The 15,015-nt window shown below is 66.6% G+C and carries 15 protein-coding genes; 4 read left to right on the forward strand and 11 right to left on the reverse strand.

All coding sequences use genetic code 11. From position 1 onward, the window contains the following. From A9W96_RS12710 to A9W96_RS12745, 8 genes are all read right to left on the reverse strand, one after another. Positions 1-621, reverse strand: a 621-nt coding sequence (locus tag A9W96_RS12710) for a hypothetical protein (protein ID WP_197499502.1), incomplete at its 3' end; no start/stop codon positions are given. Then, on the reverse strand, positions 618-1,532 hold the full coding sequence (locus tag A9W96_RS12715; protein WP_067140151.1) for a vWA domain-containing protein: 915 nt from the start codon (positions 1,530-1,532) through the stop codon (positions 618-620). The genes A9W96_RS12715 and A9W96_RS12710, both read right to left, overlap by 4 nt. After that, on the reverse strand, positions 1,529-2,503 hold the full coding sequence (locus tag A9W96_RS12720; protein WP_067140154.1) for a hypothetical protein: 975 nt from the start codon (positions 2,501-2,503) through the stop codon (positions 1,529-1,531). Before A9W96_RS12720 ends, A9W96_RS12715 begins: the two co-directional genes overlap by 4 nt. After that, positions 2,494-2,967 carry a hypothetical protein gene (locus tag A9W96_RS12725; protein WP_067024403.1) on the reverse strand — a complete coding sequence of 158 codons (474 nt, stop codon included), beginning with the start codon at positions 2,965-2,967 and terminating at the stop codon, positions 2,494-2,496. The genes A9W96_RS12720 and A9W96_RS12725 overlap by 10 nt, the downstream gene beginning before the upstream one ends. Further along, positions 2,957-3,823 (reverse strand): DUF58 domain-containing protein, encoded by an 867-nt coding sequence (locus A9W96_RS12730; protein WP_067024400.1) that lies wholly within the window; start codon positions 3,821-3,823, stop codon positions 2,957-2,959. The genes A9W96_RS12725 and A9W96_RS12730 overlap by 11 nt, the downstream gene beginning before the upstream one ends. Positions 3,824-3,839: 16 nt before the next feature. Beyond that, on the reverse strand, positions 3,840-4,841 hold the full coding sequence (locus tag A9W96_RS12735; protein ID WP_067140157.1) for a MoxR family ATPase: 1,002 nt from the start codon (positions 4,839-4,841) through the stop codon (positions 3,840-3,842). A gap of 56 nt (positions 4,842-4,897) precedes the next feature. Further along, the gene (locus A9W96_RS12740; RefSeq protein ID WP_066869013.1) at positions 4,898-5,221 is read right to left on the reverse strand and encodes a hypothetical protein; all 324 of its coding nucleotides are present in this window, start codon (positions 5,219-5,221) and stop codon (positions 4,898-4,900) included. Positions 5,222-5,339: 118 nt separating this feature from the next. Then, on the reverse strand, positions 5,340-6,710 hold the full coding sequence (locus tag A9W96_RS12745) for a hypothetical protein (RefSeq protein ID WP_156765216.1): 1,371 nt from the start codon (positions 6,708-6,710) through the stop codon (positions 5,340-5,342). A 372-nt stretch (positions 6,711-7,082) separates the two neighbouring features. Between A9W96_RS12745 and A9W96_RS12750 the strand changes: the two genes are divergently transcribed. After that, on the forward strand, positions 7,083-7,760 hold the full coding sequence (locus A9W96_RS12750) for a TylF/MycF/NovP-related O-methyltransferase (RefSeq protein WP_067140164.1): 678 nt from the start codon (positions 7,083-7,085) through the stop codon (positions 7,758-7,760). Positions 7,761-7,777: 17 nt separating this feature from the next. Here the strand turns inward: A9W96_RS12750 and A9W96_RS12755 are convergent, their stop codons facing one another. Continuing rightward, the gene (locus tag A9W96_RS12755) at positions 7,778-10,324 is read right to left on the reverse strand and encodes an excinuclease ABC subunit UvrA (protein WP_067140167.1); all 2,547 of its coding nucleotides are present in this window, start codon (positions 10,322-10,324) and stop codon (positions 7,778-7,780) included. A gap of 385 nt (positions 10,325-10,709) precedes the next feature. On the opposite strand from A9W96_RS12755, the gene A9W96_RS12760 reads away from it, so the two are divergent. Then, positions 10,710-11,168, forward strand: coding sequence for a cupin domain-containing protein (locus A9W96_RS12760; protein WP_067140170.1), 459 nt, complete (start codon positions 10,710-10,712; stop codon positions 11,166-11,168). 27 nt (positions 11,169-11,195) lie between these two features. On the opposite strand, the gene A9W96_RS12765 is transcribed toward A9W96_RS12760, so the two are convergent. Together A9W96_RS12765 and A9W96_RS12770 are read right to left on the reverse strand one after the other, a co-directional pair. Continuing rightward, the gene (locus A9W96_RS12765) at positions 11,196-11,486 is read right to left on the reverse strand and encodes a putative quinol monooxygenase (protein WP_067140173.1); all 291 of its coding nucleotides are present in this window, start codon (positions 11,484-11,486) and stop codon (positions 11,196-11,198) included. Beyond that, on the reverse strand, positions 11,483-12,403 hold the full coding sequence (locus A9W96_RS12770) for an alpha/beta fold hydrolase (protein ID WP_067140177.1): 921 nt from the start codon (positions 12,401-12,403) through the stop codon (positions 11,483-11,485). The genes A9W96_RS12765 and A9W96_RS12770 overlap by 4 nt, the downstream gene beginning before the upstream one ends. A gap of 265 nt (positions 12,404-12,668) precedes the next feature. Here A9W96_RS12770 and A9W96_RS12775 point away from each other — a divergent pair, with 265 nt between their 5' ends. Both A9W96_RS12775 and A9W96_RS12780 read left to right on the forward strand, forming a co-directional pair. Next, positions 12,669-13,637 carry a helix-turn-helix domain-containing protein gene (locus tag A9W96_RS12775; protein WP_156765217.1) on the forward strand — a complete coding sequence of 323 codons (969 nt, stop codon included), beginning with the start codon at positions 12,669-12,671 and terminating at the stop codon, positions 13,635-13,637. A gap of 297 nt (positions 13,638-13,934) precedes the next feature. Beyond that, positions 13,935-14,912 (forward strand): helix-turn-helix domain-containing protein, encoded by a 978-nt coding sequence (locus A9W96_RS12780; RefSeq protein ID WP_197499503.1) that lies wholly within the window; start codon positions 13,935-13,937, stop codon positions 14,910-14,912. Positions 14,913-15,015 lie beyond the last annotated feature (103 nt).

Genomic DNA, 15,015 nt, shown 5'->3' on the forward strand with positions numbered 1-15,015 from the left:
TGGTGGGGCATTGGGCCGCCTCCTCGTTCGCCCGCGGCGATGGGAGCGCGGTGCGAGCCGACGCGGCGCTTCCGGCGGCGCGTTGAGCGCACTTCTCTTAACCGCCAACCTGTTTGCCGCGTCGTCACGGATGGCGCGCCGTTGCGGGTCCGGGTCGGCGTTGCCGGAAAAGCAGCCGCCCGGCGCGGCGTCGACGACGGCCAGCGCACTCGCGTAGCGTTCGTCGGCGCGTACGCGGTCCCCCGCCGCCGCTGCCCGGTCGCCCTGAGTTTCGCGGACCAGTTCGAGGTTGACCCGCACCGGGCATGAGCGGGCGGTGCCGCTGCGGGCCAGCGCGTCGGCGAAGTGGGCGTCGGCGTCCTCGAGTTGGCCGTCGAGCACGGCAGCGGTGCCCGCGACGAACGGCGCCTTGGCCGGTTCCACCAGGTTGGCCGCGCCGAGAATCGCCGCGTCGGCTCGCACCGCGCTCCCATCGCCGCGGGCGAACGAGGAGGCGGCCCAATGCCCCACCACGGCAACCGAGATCAGTTTGACGGCGATCAAGAGCGCCAGGACGGTCAGCGGGGCCGAGTAGATGACAAGGCGTCGTCGCAGCCGCAAGCGCGCCGGTCTGCGCGTCATGACACCAAGTCCCGTCGGGCGATCCGGCCGCGCCGGAACTCTCGGACCGAAAGGTAGATCTCGGCGAGCAGCAGCCCCGCCGCCAGCAGCGCGGGCAACCAGTACAGCTCGATCCGGTCGGCCTCGACGCGGCGCGGTGAATCGGGCAGGTCCGGCCGGAAGGGCCGTCCACGATCCCGGTGGACGTAGGGAATGTCGAGTTGTGCTGCCAGCCTGCGCAATTCGGCTTCGTCGATTGCGTCGCTGCGGCCGTATCCCAGCACCGCTCCCCCGCTCACCGTCCCCCGCGTGACGGTGAAGTCGTCCTGCGGCGCCTGGGATCCGGGCGCACCCGAACCGAAGTAGAGCACCACGTTTCGCGACCCCGGATATTGCTGCGTCGCCTGGATCAGTTGGTAGCGCAGCACGTTGTCCGCCGCTCCAGCGTTCGCGTCGCGACCTGCGTTGCTCGAACCGAGCGTCGCGACGGTCGGTCGTAGACTCCAAACATCCTCGGACAGCGGCCAATCGAGGGAAGCCTTCGAATCGAAGGTGATCAGCGCGAACCGCGCCGCGGGGTATTGCTTGGTCAATGCCGCGATGTCGTCGCGCATCCCCGCGATCCGCGGTTCGCCGTTGCCGTAGTCCTCGATATTCGAGTCTGCCGACCGATCCACGACGAGGAACACGTTGAGAGCCGCGCCGGCCGCCGGCGTCGCGTCTTGGCGGTTGTCGTTCACCAGCGCCGGGCGGGTGGTCGCGATGATGAGCAGCAGCACCGCCAGAGTCACGCCCGTCCAGCGCAGCACCGCGCGGCGGCGGCGGCTTCCCGCCGACGCTAGCACCCGCCACAGCGCCACCAGGCGGGCCAGGGCAAGGGCACCGGCGACGACCGCGAGGATCGGCCCGGGCAGCAGAGGTTGAAACGTCATCGGCGCAACACCAACAGAGCCACCGAGAGCACGGCCGCCGACAGCAGCGCGATCGCCAGAGGCACCGCCGGCGCGTCCCGGAAGTCCGCCGTCACCACGGCGCCGTCGGCCGTGCGCGCCGGCGGGGCGTGCGCCCGAATCCCGTTGAGCGCCGTGGTCACCGACGTCGTGCCCGCCGCGACGTACCCGCCGCCGGTCTGCCGGGTGAGCGCGGCCAGGGAACCGCTCGCCGCCGACGGGGCGGTGTCGATCACATTGATCTGCGCCCCGGTCCGTTGGGCCAGGGCCCGAACGCTGCCATCGGCGAACAGTACGGCGCGCTGCTCCGCCGCGGCACGCAGATCCGACGGTCCAAGGTAGATCACCGAGCGCCGGTGCGTATTGGGATGCTCGGTGGACGGAAAACCTGAGAGGCACAGCGCCAGAACGTCATTCACGCTGGCGGCGTAGTCCGAGTACGGCACCGGCGGGGCGAATGACGTGTGCGCCTGATGGGCGCCGAGGTAGTCGGCGAATTGCGCCGCGGCGTACTGATGGTCGCGCGTCAGTGGCACCACGCGGCGGTTGACCGATGTCAGGCCGATGCGTTGCGCCTGAGGTGACGCCGCGGTCTGGCGCGCGAAGTAGTCGAGCAGTTCGGCGGTGGCCGCATCGGCCACCGGTTGCCCGACGCACACCATGATGTCTTCGGGGTGAGCGGCGTCGAAGTCGTTGCGCGCCACGCTCGGACGGGCCGCGGCCCACGTCGCGGCGCCGAACATGACCGTCAGCACCACCAGGGTCACGATCGTCGAGAGGGAACGCAGCCGAGCAACTTTGGCGTACTCGGGCAACCGGGTCAGCCGTGCGATGTTGGCCAGCGGCCGTAGCCGCCGGCGAGCCGCGGTCATCGGAAGCAGCGCCGCCAGCGCGACCACCGCGGCAACGGTGGCCGCGCCGATGGCCGCTACCGGCCACCACCTCAGGTCCACGACCGGATCAACTCCTGCGCCCGCGCGCTCACGTCGGCGACGTCGACTCGTGACTCGGCGTTGAACTGCGCATCACCGAGCCGGGTCAACAGCGGTGCGGCCCCGGCGAGGTTCGCGTCGGCCATGGCACCGACTTGCAGGTATTGGGCCCGCACCCCGGTCGCCTGATGCAGAAAGCTGCGCACCGTTCGGCTGATCGCGGCGCACGCCGCCGGCGCCGAGATCTGCCCGGCGTCGTGCTCCTCGGCGATGCCCTGCACGCGACGGGCGAACCGGCGGCGGATCACCCGGGCATGCATCCGCCGCACGACGGGGATGCGCCGCAACCGCTGCGACGGCAGCGTCCACACGAAGACACCCGCATACCAACCGATGACGGCGAGGAGCATTAGGACGGCCAGCCACAGCCACCACGGCGAGTAGGGCTGTGGACCGAACAGATGGCGCAGCAGATCACCCGGCACGAGCGGCCACCTCGGTCAGGCGGACGAGTTCGCGCCGAATGTCGTTGCTGCCCGCGATAATTGCGTGCGGGATCGCGTGCGCGGTCAGGAAGGCATCGAGGCGGGCGCGGCGGGCCCGCTCCGCGCGGCGGTAGGCGGCAACGACGCGCGGTCCGAGGTCGGCGCCGTTCAAGACGAAGCGTCCGGTGGCGACATCGTATCCGTCGGTGTCGTCGGGTCCCACGGCGGGCATGTCCGACACCATCGCCCACATGATGTCGTGGCGCCCGGTCAGCCTGGTAAGCATTTCACCGAGTCGGTCGTCGACCTCGGGTTCGTCCGACACCACGATGATCAGCATGGTGTGCCGGTAATGCGTTGCGACGTAATCGAGTTGGGCGGCGATGTCGCTGCGGCCGGGGCCAACCGTCGTGTGCTGATACCAGCGGTGCAGCAGCCCCTCGATGTGCGACTCGCCGCGCCGCTGCGGGATGTTCACACAGCCGCGGCGGTCACCGTAAACCATGCCGATCTGATCGGATCGCCGTAGGCCGATCAATCCCACCGCGCCCATGATGTGCGCGGCGACATCGCGTTTGCACTCTCCGCTCGGGGCGAGCGCCGACATGTTGCGGCCGGCGTCGGCGACGAGCAGGATCTTGTGGTGCTTTTCGGAGACGAACCGCTTGATGAGCACGCCGCCCGAGCGCGCGGACGCCTTCCAGTCGATGTCGCGGACGTCGTCGCCGGGAACGTATGGGCGCAGGTCGTCGAATTCCATGCTGCGCGTATGCAATAGCGCGTAGCGCCCACCTTCGAGCAGACCGCGGGTGTCGGTGCCGAAGTGGGCTTTCGCCCGGTTGAGGTGTTTGCCCACGATGGCCCTGTGGCCCCTAGGGGACCCGGACGGCCCGCAGCGCGGCGTCGACCACGACCTCGGCGGTGATATCGGCGCTCGCCGCTTCGAATCCGAGGATCAGTCGGTGCCGCAGCACCCGGTGGGCGAGTTTTGCGATGTCCTCGGGCAGCACGTGTGCGCGCCCGGATAGCACGGCCTGCGCGCGGGCCGCCTTGCAGAACGCGATCGTGGCGCGTGGGCTGGCGCCGTATTCGACCAGGCGCGCGATCTGCTTGGGCAACGCACGCTCGGGGTGACGCGTCGCGTCGACCAACTGGCTGGCGTAGAGCATGAGCGCGCGGTCCATGTGGACGTGGCGCACCACGTCCTGCAGGCGCAGCACGTCGTCGAGGCTGACCACCGGCGGGGCCGGGCGCCCCTTGTCGTAGACGCCGGCGTCGATCCGCGTCATGACTTCCACCTCCTCCTGCGGGGAGGGATAGCGCACGATCTCCTTGAGCAGGAAGCGGTCGGTCTGCGCCTCGGAGAGCGGATAGGTGCCCTCCTGGTCGACGGGGTTCTGGGTGGCGATGACCAGAAAGGGATCCGCCAGCGGGTGCACCTGCCCGGCGATCGTGGTCTGCCGCTCCTCCATCGCCTCGAGCATCGCGCTCTGCGTCTTCGCACTGGACCGGTTGATCTCGTCGAGCAGCACGATGTTGGCGTGCACCGGACCGAGCTGGGTGACGAACGAGTTGGTCGCCGAGTCGTAGAGCTGGGTGCCGATGATGTCGCTGGGCAGCAGGTCGGGCGTGCACTGGATACGTTGGAACCGGCCGTGAATCGACTCGGCGAGCACCTTGGCGGCGGTGGTTTTGGCCAGGCCCGGCACGCTTTCGAGCAGGATGTGGCCGCCGGCAAGCAGGCCGATCAGCAGCGACTCGCGTAGTTCGCGCTGCCCGACGATCTTGGCCGCGAAGGCCTGGGAGATGGCGTCGATGGTCCCCAGGACGCCGTCGAGTTCGCGCTGATCCGGTTGTGTTCGAGCTGTAGACATACGCTCGCCAAGATACCCAGGCGCCGGCTTTCCACACGTCGACGGGTCAGGGCCTCTTACAGACCGGGCAAGCAGATGGGGGATCCGTTACAGGTGTTCGCCGGGGACGGGTCCCCCTCCAGAATGTGCGCGCCGACTTGAATGCCCCCCTCGGTCCCCGGATGTCCGAGGCTCCCGCCGTAGTAGTGGTGGCACGTGTTCATGTCCCATACAACGTCCGGCATCGGCAGCGGACTCCCGGGACACCAGATGTAGCTGCACATGGCCAACTGATTACAGATGCCCGTTCCCGGGTCGGCCTGGGCGACACCGGTGCCCAGCCCGAGACTTCCCAGGACCACGGTGCCCGACAGCAGTGCTCCGGTGAGTGTTCGCTTCATGGTGGGTTCTCCTGGTCGCTGTCGTCTGCGTTGTCGTTGCATGGGCAATCGCACCGGCTCGGGTTCGCTACCGATCCCAAATCTTCAGACCCGCGGGCGGACAGGACAGCACTTTCGCCTACGGTTTGTTCCCTTGCCGCTTGGCTTTGGCATCAGCTTCCAGCCGCAGCCGGATTGCCCGCGCCCGCGCCTCGGCGGCCCGAGCTTGGGCCTCGGCGGCTTCGGCTCCCGCCCAGACCTCGGCGGCCCGGGCTCGCGTTTCGGCGGCTTCGGCGCGTGCGCGCGACTCGGCGGCCAGGGCCTCGGCCTCGGCGGCTTCGGCCCGCGCCCGCTCCCGTACCCGGGCCTCGGCAGCCGCGGCCTGCGTCTCGGCGGCTTCGGCGCGCGCCCGCGACTCGGCCACCAGCGCTTCGGCCTCGGCGGCCTTTGCCCGATTTCGCGCTTCGGCCGCCAGGGCCTCGGTTTCGGCGGCTTCGGCCCGCTTGCGCGCCGCCGCGGCCAGCGCTTGCGCTTCCGCGGCTTCGGCTTGCTTGCGCGCCTCGATGGCCGCCGCTTCGGCTTCGGCGGCCTTCGCGCGCGCCAGCTCCCGCGCCCGGGCCTCCGCGATCAGGGCCTGGGTCTCGGTGGCTTCCGCATGCGCCCGGGCCTCGGCGGCCAAGGCTTCCGGTTCGGCGGCTTTGGCCCGTTCGCGGGCTTCGGCGGCCAGCGCGTGCGCTTCGGCGGCCTTGGCCTGCTTGCGGGCCTCGGCGGCCAGCGCGTGGGCCTCGGCGGTTTCGGCCCGCTTGCGCGCCTCCGCGGCCAGCGCTTCGGCAGCGATGGCTTCCGCGCGCGCCCGCTCCCGCTGGCGCGCCTCGCCGGCCAGCGCTTCCGCCGCGGCGATCTCGGCCTGCGCCCGCGCCTCGGCGGCCACCGCCTCGGGTTCGGCCGCCAGCGCTTCGGCCGCGGCCGCTTCTTCCTGCGCCCGCGCCTCGGCGGCCAGGGCTTCGGCTTCCGCGGCCAGCGCTTCGGCTTCCGCGGCCAGGGCTTCGGCTGCGGCAGCGTCGGCGCGGGCCCGCGCCTCGGCGGCCACCGCTTCGGCTTCCGCGGCCAGCGCCTGAGCGGCGGCGGCTTCTGCCTGCACCCCTGCCTGGGGTTCTACCTTCTGCCGCGGCGGCGTCTGTGTGAACTGCATCCTGGGCTGGTTCAGTATCGGCTGACGGCTCGGCTTCTGGGCGCCGGCGACCCGCGCCTTTTGCTCGGCCACCCGGTACGGGCCCGCCAGGAAATCGATCAACACCAAGGCCACGCCGGCCAGCAGCACCAGCGGCAATGCCAACGACGGGCGCGTGACCATCCCCCAAATGCCGGCAACCGTCAGCGGCGCCGCGAACAACACCGCGGCCCCCGGATACCGACCGCCTAGTTCGAGGATCGTCGCGGGCACTGCTGAGGCCCGCGCGGCCAACGGGAGCCGATCCGCCTGACTACCGACGACTCTCTGAGATCCCACGATCCCTCTCCTTCACGGAGATGCTGGCACAAAAAGAGTACTGCGCTAACGGTCGCAACGGTGGATCAAATTTTTCGTGTCTCGTCAGCAATGTCGCCACACGGCGGTAGTGAGACCGCGCGTCGTGGGCGGTGACGGCAGTTCGCGGCGATGCCGAGCGTGGGTTTCGCCGTCGAGCGCGTGGATCGAGACCATCCGCGGGTGGCCGATGGGATTCCACAATCCGTCGTGAATTGATTGCCAAGCCTCTACGCTGCCGATAAATCACGCTGCGTCTTCCGGCGAGGAGGTTGAGCGCATGGAGCCGTCGGTGGCGTCAGATTACCCGTGTAGCAGCGGATTCGATTGGGCCAAATTGGTAAATATGCGATAGTGAGCGAGGAATGGCACCACGGCCATCAAATCCTCAACTTCTACCCGATGGACAAGGACTATCGAGAATCGCCGACAGCGCGGACGATGGTGGCCGAGCACTTCGGCGATGCCGAAGCTCTCGACACCGATGCGGAATTGCTCAAATACGGCTCTGACCACGTGACGCTGCGAGGCGCATTCTTGGAGATGGGCGTGTGCAACGAAAGAACCATCAACTTCATTGCCGCGCTCAACCCCGGACAGCGCATCTGGGGATTCGATTCGTTCGACGGCCTTCCGGAACGATGGACCCGCACCGATATCACGGTTCCCCAAGGTACTTTCCGGGCCAACGCCGAGGGGTGGATGCTGCCCGTGCTCCATAACGTAGCTCTGGTCAAGGGCATGTTCCACGAAACCCTTCCGGAATTCAAAAAGCGAATTCTGAAAACCACTCCCATCGCTTTCCTGCATATTGATTGCGATATTTACGCATCGACGCAAGAGATTTTCAGCCTGTTGGGCGACAATATCGTGTCAGGTACCGTCATCGTGTTTGATGAGTTTTATAACTATCCGGGCGCCCAGGAACATGAGTTCAGGGCAGTCCAGGAGTTTCTAGAGCGGACCGGGAAGAAACCGGTCTACCTTGCCTACAACCAATACTTCGAACAAGCGGCTGTCCAGATCGCCTGAACCCGTCGATAACTTCGTCAGCAAGTAACGGACGGCGCCAACCGCTTCGCGAGGTAGGGCGCCGTGCGACTGGGTTTTGCGCGGGCCACCTTCTGCGGCGGCCCCGCCGCGACGACCCGACCGCCGTCGCTGCCGGCCCCCGGCCCCAGGTCGATCACCCAGTCGGCGCCCACGACCATCCGCATGTCGTGCTCGGCCACCACGACGGTGTTGCCCGCGTCGACCAGGCGGTGCAGCTGACGGTCGAGCAGATCGACGTCGGCGGGATGCAGCCCGGTGGTCGGCTCGTCGAGGACGTAGAGGGTATGCCCTCGGCGGGGTCTCTGCAGTTCGGCGGCGAGCTTGATCCGCTGCGCCTCGCCACCCGAGAGCTCGGTCGCGGGCTGTCCGAGACGCAGGTACCCCAGTCCGACCTCTTGCAGCGTGGTCAAGCTCCGCGCGGCACTGGCGACGTCGGCAAAAAACTTCGCGGCCTGATCGACGGTCATCGCGAGCACGTCGGCGATCGTCCGGTCGCGATAGCGCACCTCGAGTGTCTCGTCGGAGTAACGTGCTCCTTGACACGCCGGGCAGGTGCCGTATGTGCCTGGCAGGAACAACAATTCGACCGAGACGAACCCCTCCCCCTGACAGGTGGGGCAGCGACCTTCAGCCACGTTGAAGGAAAACCTGCCCGCCGTCCAACCGCGGCGACGCGCCTTTGGGGTCGCGGCAAATTCACGGCGCACGGCGTCGAACAAGCCGGTGTAGGTCGCCAGCGTCGAGCGCGGTGTGCGTCCGATCGGGCGCTGGTCCACGGAGACCAGCCGGTTGATCTGCTCGGCGCCTTCTACCGTCACACCGGCACTCGCATCGTGATCGAGATCGACTACGCCGCTGTCGGTTTCGTCGTCATCGGATTCGGCCGGGTCGGCCGCTCGTCCGGTGCCGAGCTGGCTGTGCACGACGTCACCGAGGACCTTGACGACAAGTGTCGACTTGCCTGAACCGGACACTCCGGTGACCGCGGTGTATACGCCGAGCGGCAGGTCCACGTCGAGGTCTCTCAGATTGTGGAAGCAGATTCCGCCCAGCCGCAGCCGCCCGGACGGCGTGCGCGGTTGGCGAGGCGCCGGGCCGGCGTTCTCGAAAAGGTAGTGACGGGTGACCGATTCCTCGACGTCGGCAAGACCCGGCACCGGCCCGCTGTAGAGCACACCCCCGCCCAGCTCGCCGGCCCCCGGGCCCACGTCGACGATCCAGTCGGCACGGCGCACAACATCCATGTCGTGCTCGACCACAAATACCGAATTGCCTGCGCGACGTAGGCGATCGAGCACGTCGAGCAGCGGTTCGGCGTCGGCCGGGTGCAGTCCGGCCGACGGCTCATCGAGCACATAGAGGACGCCGAACAAGCCGGCGCGCAGCTGAGTGGCCAGCCGCAACCGCTGCAGTTCGCCGGGTGACACCGTCGGCGTGCGGCGACTGAGCGTCAGGTAGCCGAGGCCGAGATCTATGAGCACCTGCAGGCGGGCAACGAGGTCGGCGGCGATCATGGTCGCCACTTCGGTCAGCTCACCGGATTGCGTGGACTCGTACGCGGCGGCGGCGTCGGTCCGAGAAGCCGTCGGGCGCAACGTATCAGCGAGGTCGGCCAACGGCATCGCCGTGTAGTCGGCGATGGTGCGCCCGGCGAAAGTCACCCGCAGCGCCTCGGGCCGCAACCCCGAACCGTCGCATACCGGGCACTCGACGGTGTCGACGAATTGCAACACGCGCCGACGCATCATCGCGCTATGGGAGTTGGCCAACGTGTGGCGGACATGACGTTCGGCGCTGGAGAAAGTGCCGTTGTAGTAATAATCGGCCTGCACGGGGTGTTGGCCAGGATCGATTTCAACCGTTGGTTGTTCATCGGTGAACAGAATCCAATTGCGTTGCCGCTTGGGGAGTTTGTGCCATGGCTTGTCGATGTCATACCCCAGCGTGACGAGGATGTCGCGCAGGTTCTGGCCTTGCCACGCGCCGGGCCATGCGGCCACGGCGCCTTCGCGGACGGTCAGCGACGGGTCCGGCACCAGCGTCTGTTCGGTCACCCGATGAATTCGGCCAAGCCCGTGGCATTCCGGGCACGCCCCCACGGCGGTGTTCGGCGAGAACGCATCGGAGTCCAGTCGTTCCGTGGCTCCCCGCGGGTAGGTCCCCGCGCGGGAGAACAGCATCCTCAACAGGTTCGACAGGGTGGTGACGGTGCCGACCGTCGACCGCGACGTCGACGAACCGCGGCGCTGCTGCAGCGCGACGGCGGGGGGTAGCCCGGTGATGTCATCCACCTTCGGCGCGCCGGTGGGCAATAGCAGGCGGCGGGCGTACGGGGCGACCGATTCGAAATAGCGGCGCTGGGCTTCGGCATAGATGGTGCCGAATGCCAACGACGATTTGCCGGATCCGGAGATGCCGGTGAACGCGACGAGCGCGTCGCGCGGCGCCACGACGTCGACTCCCCGCAGATTGTGGACCCGCGCCCCGTAAACACGCACGCATGGGTCGATTTGGTCCGTGCTTTCATTGGGCGTTTGCGTCATCTTGCTCAGCCGAATACCCCCAGTCGGGGCCGCCCAAGCGCGATGCTTTGCGCCTGGCGTTGTGAACCTACTTCAGGGCGAGGCGCTGCTGGCCGCGAGCAGTTTCGGTTTCGTAGCGTGGGTGTTGCGCCTGGAGCGCATCGGCGCCTCGAGCCCTGCCTTCCGATAGCCAACGACATGTACGTTCAACCCACGAACGAACTCCAGCGCCGCAACCGTGAATTACGAAAGCCGTTGTCCTGCTCGGGTTTCGGATGACGGACCATTACCCGCACCAACCGTCGATGCGACGCGTTGATGCTGACTTGAATCGATCGCTGGTTGGCCTGAATTCGTCGACAAACAGGCAGACATTCGGCCAGCGAACGAGCCTACGCTGGAACGTATGGCGAGCCTCGATGGTTTTCATCCCGACTTCTCCGCCGATGGCGCGAACAGTCGAGCCCGTAACCGTGTGCGCCACATAAAGTCCTCCGAACTCGACGCGACTACGGCGCAAACTGATGGCATGCGGCGGTTCGCCGCCTTGAGCGGAGCCAGCGTGGGCAGTGAAAAGTTGTGGATGGGAGAGACGTTGGCCGCGCCTGGCAGTGTGTCGGCCAACCACCATCATGGTGACTCCGAAACCATGATCTACATCCGAAGTGGGCACCCTGAGTTCGTGTTCTTCGACGGAGCCCGCGAGGTTCGCGTGCGGACGGGTCCCGGTGATTACGTCTTCGTCCCCCCGCACCTGCCGCATCGGGAAGAGAATCCCGATCCGAGCACACCGGCCGAAATGGTGATTGCGCGTAGCAGCCAGGAAGCGATCGTGGTGAATCTTCCTGCTCTGTACGCGATATAGCTGAGTGGTACCCCGGCCGCGGCGGGGTCAGCGCGGAATTTCCTCGTAGTGGTGCTCGTCGTAGTCCGACTTCAGGTACCCGTTGACGGTGTTATTGAAGTCGATCCAGTGCGGCGTCTTGCCATGGCGCCTCAGGCTCTCTGGGGTGTCCCAGTGTTCGACGAGGACATAGCTGTAGGGGTCGTGGGCGTTCCGCCACAGTTGATACAGGCTGCAGCCGTCCTCCTTGTTGGACTCAATCACCATGTGATTCAAGAGTTTCAGGAACTCGGCCTCGTGCTGCTGGGCCACGTCGAAAAATACGTTCAGGATGATCATGCCGCTCGCCCCGACTGGTCACCGCCGGTCGCGTCGATGAATTCGCGCAGGCGTAGCAGGAGCGTCTCCGGTTGCTCCTCGGCGATCCAATGGCCCGATGCCTCGATCGGCCGGACCGTGAAGTTTTCGGCGACCTCGGCGAGCATCTCCTCGGCGATCGGTAAAAAGAAGCTTGCGTTCCCTCCGAGACCAAGTACGGGCATGGTGAGCTTGCCCTTTTCGGACATGACGCGCTGGTTGTCCACTGCATCCTTCTCAAAAGCCCGAAAGAGTTCGATCCCGGCTCGCATGGCACCCGGGGCCGTGTAGTCGGCGACGTATCGCTGAGCGTCCGCCAGTGAAATGGCGTCGGGGTTCGCACTCAACCTGACGTAGAACGAGCGCAGATAAGGGAACTCGTTGCCGGCAATCAGGGTCTCGGCGACATTGTCTGCTGCACCGTGCATGTGAAAGTGCCACAACTTGTTCTCCCTGAAGTTGGTTGTGGCCACGCTTTCCATCGACTTGGTACCAGGGATCGGAGCCTCCATGAGCACGAGACGTTCGATGTCGGCCGGATAGAGGGAGGCGTACGCATATGCGACCATCAGTCCAAGGTCATGACCGACCAGTGTGATCGGCTTTTGCACGCCGAGGTGCTCAAGCAATCCCTTGATGTCGCCCGCCATCGTCTGCTTGTCGTACCCGCTCGAAGGCTTCGACGATCCCCCGGCACCTCGGTAGTCGGGAGCTACGACAAACCAACCGTCGGAATGGAGAGGCTCCATGATGTGCCGCCATTCCCACCAGGTCTGGGGCCAACCGTGCAACAGCACGATGGCTCGGTCGTCCCCGCCGTCGCTCGGCGGCGTTCCGGCGGTCACGTAGTGGATTCGAACATCCGCGGTGTCGAACACGTTGTGGCGAAGTTGCTGCATCGACATACCTCCTCCAGCCGAGAAAGGGCTTCCGGGGGAACCGGTCTGGGCCCTAGCGGTGATCGTAGAAGGGCATGACGCGAGTGAGCCGGTGCTGGCTGGAAACGATCGCTGTTCGACTGGTTTTCCCGCCGAGACGGCGAACAACGTGCCGATGATTGCCAATCCGCCGAGTCGGCCGTCGTCGCGCGCTAGCGGGTTGCGCCAGTTAGAATGGCGACCTATGGCTAAGCAGTCGCCCAACGCGTAAGAGGAAGTGTTTTGCGTGGGCATTGTGCTTGATACCGACAGCGTCGACCCAATGGAACGCGCCGACTACATGCACTGGGCGATGGGCGCCGCGATGGTCTCCGTCGAGTGGCATTGGATCCAAGACGGGCCGCAGGCGACGGCGCACGGGCTGATCACGCCGCTGGGCGAACTCAAAGTCTGCTCTGGTCGAACCACCGCTAATCGGGTGGAGCGCACGCCGGCGCTCGCGCGTGACGGCGTTGAGCCGACTGTATTCGTCAACCTTCAGCTGGACGGCACGAGCATGGTGGTGCAGGAGGACAGGGAAGCGGTACTGCGGCCAGGCGCGATGGCGATGTACGACTCCACGGCGGCCTACACCCTGCTCAACGAGGAGGGGATGGGCGGAGAGTTTTTCCAGATTCCGCACTCAGCCCTCGCACTGCCGCCGGACCTTATTCGCAAAGCGTGCGCGGTGCCGTTGGTTCCGGACCATCCGCTGGCCTCGCTGACGTTCGACTATCTACGCCGTCTGGCGTCGGATCCGTCCCTCTTCACCACGGTCAACGGAGATCTCGCCGGGCATCCGAGCATCGAATTGCTGCGCGCGGTCATCGTGACCCAGTTGGGATACCCCGACCGAGCTGCCGAACCCCTTGCCAACACGCTTCGGATGCGGATTCTGGACTACGTGTCGCGGAACCTACGCGACCCGGAACTCAGTGCCGAGAGGATCGCCGCCGCGCACTTCATCTCGGTCCGCCACCTGTACAAGGTGCTCGCCGACGCCAATATCAGCCTGTCGCAGTGGATCCGCACCCGCCGGCTGGAAGCGGCGCACCATGAACTCGCCGCATGCCCCGACAGTGTCACTATCGCCAGCGTCGCTCGCCGGCAGGGCTTTTCCGACATCTCGAGCTTTAGTCGAGCCTTTCGTGCCGAATACGGCCTGTCGCCACGTGAATGGCGCGGTCATCGCTTCCGCACCGGCGCAACGCCGTAATCGGCCGCGGTCATCGGTCCGCAGCTGCCGCACACAGGCGTGCAGTTCCAGCACACAACGCGCCCGCTCCGCGCGCGACGATAAGCCATCCGATCTTTGCGGCGATCGGGCCACCATGCAGTGACTGACAACGGACGGGGGGCGTTCGGCATGACCACGGTTCACTCACGCCCAGCGCTCGCTCCGCCGGTCCGTCAGGCCCCCGTCAACGCGCCAACAATGCCGCGGCGAAGTCCCGTGCCCGACGATGTCGGGTCCGTGGCCGCACGCCACACAAACGGGTCACGCGACCTAAGCGTGATCGCGGTGCTGATGTTCGACGGGGCCTCGATGTTCGAGACGTCGGTGCCGATGAGTGTGTTCGGAATGAACCCTCGCGGCGCGCCCGAGTTCACCGTTCTGCCGGTCGCCGGTGACGCCGGCCCGATGAAAACCACCGACGGCGTCGAGTTTCACCCACCACACGGATTGGAGGCACTGGATCGCGCGGGAATCGTGATCGTGCCGAGTTGGCGCAGCCCTCATGAGGTTCCGCCGCCAGAACCGTTGGAGGCGGTCCGCTCGGCGCACGCGGACGGGTCCCTGGTGATCAGCCTGTGTTTGGGCGCGTTCGTCGTCGCCGCCGCTGGTCTGCTTGATGGCCGACGCGCCGCCACGCACTGGTCGCATGCGCCAACGCTGACCACCCGTTATCCGTCAGTTCGGGTCGACCCGTCGGTTCTCTACGTTGATGACGGCGACATCATCACCAGCGCTGGTACGGCGGCCGGACTGGACGCTTGCCTGCACGTCGTGCGCAGATACTGGGGTGCGGCGGCGGCAACCGCGATCGCGCGCCATCTGGTGTTGTCGCCCGCACGGTGCGGTAGTCAGGCGCAGTTCGTCGACCGTCCAGTGCCGACCGGCTCCGGTGACATCGAGCTGGGTCGAGTAATGGCGTATGCCATCGCTCATCTTCACAGCGTGGACATCGATGACCTGGCCGCTGAAGCTGGCCTCAGCAGAAGGACTTTCGACCGGCGATTCCGCGATCAGACCGGAATTTCGCCGCTGCAGTGGCTGGTCGATCAACGCATCTTGCGCGCCCAAAACCTCTTGGAAAGCACCGATTTAACGGTCGACGCCATCGCTCGCCAGGTTGGCCTGGCCACCGCGGTGTCGTTGCGCCCAACATTTCGCCGCATCGTCGGCGTCAGCCCCCAGGCCTACCGCGAGGCTTTTCGGACCGTCGACTCGAGATCCCCGGCCCGTCAACAGCGAGCAGTCATCAACTGAACAGCGGGGCGCCGGGCAGATGGCCATGCCGGGAAAATCAGTCAACAAACGATCGTTTCCAGCCAGCACCGGGTCACGCGACGCACACACTTCTACGATCACC

The organism is Mycobacterium sp. 1245852.3, from assembly GCF_001669335.1.
In the GTDB taxonomy this organism is placed as follows: Bacteria; Actinomycetota; Actinomycetes; order Mycobacteriales; family Mycobacteriaceae; genus Mycobacterium; species Mycobacterium europaeum_A.

Coding starts and splice junctions, on each gene's coding strand:
- A9W96_RS12715 (WP_067140151.1), bottom strand. CDS start 1,532: ATGACGTTTCAACCTCTGCTGCCCGGGCCGATCCTCGCGGTCGTCGCC.
- A9W96_RS12735 (WP_067140157.1), bottom strand. CDS start 4,841: ATGTCTACAGCTCGAACACAACCGGATCAGCGCGAACTCGACGGCGTC.
- A9W96_RS12740 (WP_066869013.1), bottom strand. CDS start 5,221: ATGAAGCGAACACTCACCGGAGCACTGCTGTCGGGCACCGTGGTCCTG.
- A9W96_RS12755 (WP_067140167.1), bottom strand. CDS start 10,324: ATGACGCAAACGCCCAATGAAAGCACGGACCAAATCGACCCATGCGTG.
- A9W96_RS12760 (WP_067140170.1), top strand. CDS start 10,710: ATGGCGAGCCTCGATGGTTTTCATCCCGACTTCTCCGCCGATGGCGCG.
- A9W96_RS12765 (WP_067140173.1), bottom strand. CDS start 11,486: ATGATCATCCTGAACGTATTTTTCGACGTGGCCCAGCAGCACGAGGCC.
- A9W96_RS12770 (WP_067140177.1), bottom strand. CDS start 12,403: ATGCAGCAACTTCGCCACAACGTGTTCGACACCGCGGATGTTCGAATC.